This is a genomic window from Trebonia sp., assembly GCF_049794275.1.
In the GTDB taxonomy this organism is placed as follows: Bacteria; Actinomycetota; Actinomycetes; order Streptosporangiales; family Streptosporangiaceae; genus Trebonia.
In genome coordinates this window covers 1-2,824 of record NZ_JBARCR010000618.1, presented here as the reverse complement: position 1 = coordinate 2,824, position 2,824 = coordinate 1, and the positions used below count along the sequence as shown (strand labels likewise).

Below are 2,824 nucleotides of genomic sequence, written 5' to 3'. Positions count from 1 at the left end.
GTTCAGCTCGAGCGCGTACTCCATCGGCAGCTCGCGGGCGATCGGCTCGACGAACCCGCGGACGATCGTGGCCATCGCCTCGTCCTCGGTCATGCCGCGGCTCATCAGGTAGAACAGCTGATCCTCGGAGATCTTGGAGACGGTGGCCTCGTGCGCCATCTCCACGTCGTCCTCGCGCACGTCCACGTAGGGGTAGGTGTCGCTGCGGCTCACCGAGTCCACCAGCAGTGCGTCGCACTTGACGTTGGACTTGGAGTGCTCGGCGCCCTCCTGCACGTTGACCAGGCCGCGGTAGGACGTCCGGCCACCCGCCCTGGCCACCGACTTGGAGACGATGGTGGAGGAGGTGTTCGGCGCGCAGTGCACCATCTTCGCGCCGGCGTCCTGGTGCTGGCCCTCGCCGGCGAACGCGACGGAGAGCGTCTCGCCCCTGGCGTGCTCTCCCATCAGGTAGACCGCCGGGTACTTCATCGTTACCTTGGAGCCGATGTTGCCGTCGATCCACTCCATCGTGGCGCCCTGCTGGGCGACGGCGCGCTTGGTCACCAGGTTGTACACGTTGTTCGACCAGTTCTGGATCGTGGTGTACCGGCAGCGGGCGTCCTTCTTCACGATGATCTCGACCACCGCGGAGTGCAGGCTGTCGGACTTGTAGATCGGCGCGGTGCAGCCCTCGACGTAGTGCACGTAGGCGCCCTCGTCGACGATGATCAGGGTCCGCTCGAACTGGCCCATGTTCTCGGTGTTGATCCGGAAGTAGGCCTGCAGCGGGATCTCGACGTGCACGCCCTTCGGCACGTAGATGAAGCTCCCGCCCGACCACACGGCCGTGTTGAGCGCGGCGAACTTGTTGTCGCCGGCCGGGATCACGGTGCCGTAGTACTCCTTGAACAGCTCCGGGTGCTGCTTGAGGGCGGAGTCGGTGTCGAGGAAGATGACGCCCTTCTCCTCGAGGTCCTCACGGATCTTGTGGTACACGACCTCGGACTCGTACTGGGCGGCCACACCCGCGATCAGCCGCTGCTTTTCTGCCTCGGGGATGCCGAGCTTGTCATAGGTGTTCTTGATGTCGGCCGGGAGGTCATCCCACGACTCCGCCTGCTTCTCCGTCGACCTGACGAAGTACTTGATGTTGTCGAAGTCGATTCCGGACAGGTCGGCGCCAAAGGAGGGCATCGGCTTGCGCCCGAAGTACTTGAGGCCCTTCAGCCGCATCTCGAGCATCCACTCGGGCTCGTTCTTGCGTGCCGAGATGTCGCGGACCACCTCTTCGGACAGTCCGCGGCGCGCGGACGCGCCGGCCGCGTCCGAGTCGGCCCAGCCGAACTTGTACGTGCCCAGCCCTTCGAGCTGGTCATTCGCGGTGGTCGTCATATTGTCAGAGCCCTCCGGACTCGTTGGGGGTCTTCGTTACCCGTTCCGTGCATGTCACGTGCGTCGTGCAGATCCCGTCGCCGTGCGCGATGGTCGCCAGCCGCTGCACCGGCGTGCCGAGCAGCCTGCTGAACGCTTCCGTCTCCGCCTCGCACAGCTCGGGGAACTCGGCCGCGACGTGCGCGACCGGGCAGTGGTGCTGGCAAATCTGCTCGCCGACCAGCTGGGCCGTGCCGATGGCCGGCGCGGGGCCGGCCGAGGCGGCGTAGCCGTCTGCGGACAGCGCCCCCGCGAGTGCCTGCACCCGGCTGGTGAGGTCACTCGCCTGGGCCATCACTGGCTCGTACCGCCGCTCGAGCTCGGACACCTGCCGCCGGGCGAACTCGGCGACGGCCTCCGGGCCCGACGTCTGCGCGATGAACCTTAGCGCGCCGGTCGCCAGGTCGTCGTAGGCGTGCTCGAAAGCGCTGCGCCCCGCGTCGGTGATGACGAAGAGCTTCGCCGGCCGGCCACGGCCGCGGTTGCCGTAGGTGCGGGCAGTGCGCGTTTCGATCAGGCCTTCGCTTATCAGGTTGTCCAGGTGGCGCCGGATGGCCGCGGGCGTGAGGCCGAGCCTGCTGCCCAGCGTGTTCGCGGTCGACGGGCCAAGCTCCAGGATCAGCCTGGCGACCTGGCCGCGGGTGCCGCGGTCGGTGACCGCGTGACCATGCTGTGCGCCTTGTACGCCTGGTATAGCGCTACCGGGGGACGCGAGATTCCCTGCAGCGCGCGTCGTCCCGATGTTTTTCACAACACCAGTGTGCCCTAAATCGGAGGGGCGTCGCAAGTTTTTGTCAACACCGGCGTGACGTAAATCACGCCGGTGGCTGGGCCTTCGCTTGTAGGGCGCTTGTAGGGCGCTTGTCAGGCGCTTGTCAGGCTATCGCTTTCGTGATGGGCGGGAGCCGGTAGCTGCCGTCGAGCACCGCCGCCCGCGGCTGGTATATCCGCGCGATGGGCCGGAACGGCGCGGCGGGGGCCGGCAGCCAGTTGCTCGTGTCCGCGGGCGGCTCGTGCTGCATGACGATCGTCAGCGACCCGTCGGCGGCCCTTCGCAGGCCCGGCGTCCTGTCCCCGATGGAGTACCGGCCGATCGGGTTGGCGACCAGGTAGAAGCCGGGCAGGTCGTACATGGTGATGGACCAGAAGGCGTCGGCCGGCGGGTCCTGGCCCGCGCCGAACGTAAGGGTGTAGCTGTGGCGGCCGTCGAGCCGGTCGCCGTCGGCGTCGGTGAAGGTCATCGCGTAGGCCGCCTCGTACCCGTGGTTGCCCCACAGGCCGGCCCGCGCGGCCAGCGCCCGCGCCAGGTAGCTGGCCGTGCGGTCGGGCATCTTCCACGCCGGGTCGTCGATCGTGCCAGGGCCGAGATGGTCGAGGTTGTAGTCGAACCCGTGGAAGCCGAGCGTCCAGC

3 protein-coding genes are annotated in these 2,824 nt (G+C 67.7%); all 3 read right to left on the bottom strand.

What is annotated here, in order from left to right; translation table 11 throughout:
- The coding region (sufB, locus tag WA805_RS16590; protein WP_425242787.1) for a Fe-S cluster assembly protein SufB at positions 1–1,374 on the bottom strand (1,374 nt) is incomplete at its 3' end.
- A 4-nt stretch (positions 1,375–1,378) separates the two neighbouring features.
- On the bottom strand, positions 1,379–2,107 hold the full coding sequence (locus WA805_RS16585; RefSeq protein ID WP_422272323.1) for a helix-turn-helix transcriptional regulator: 729 nt from the start codon (positions 2,105–2,107) through the stop codon (positions 1,379–1,381).
- 181 nt (positions 2,108–2,288) lie between these two features.
- Positions 2,289–2,824: DUF1214 domain-containing protein (locus WA805_RS16580; protein ID WP_425242786.1), on the bottom strand; the 536-nt coding region annotated here is incomplete at its 5' end.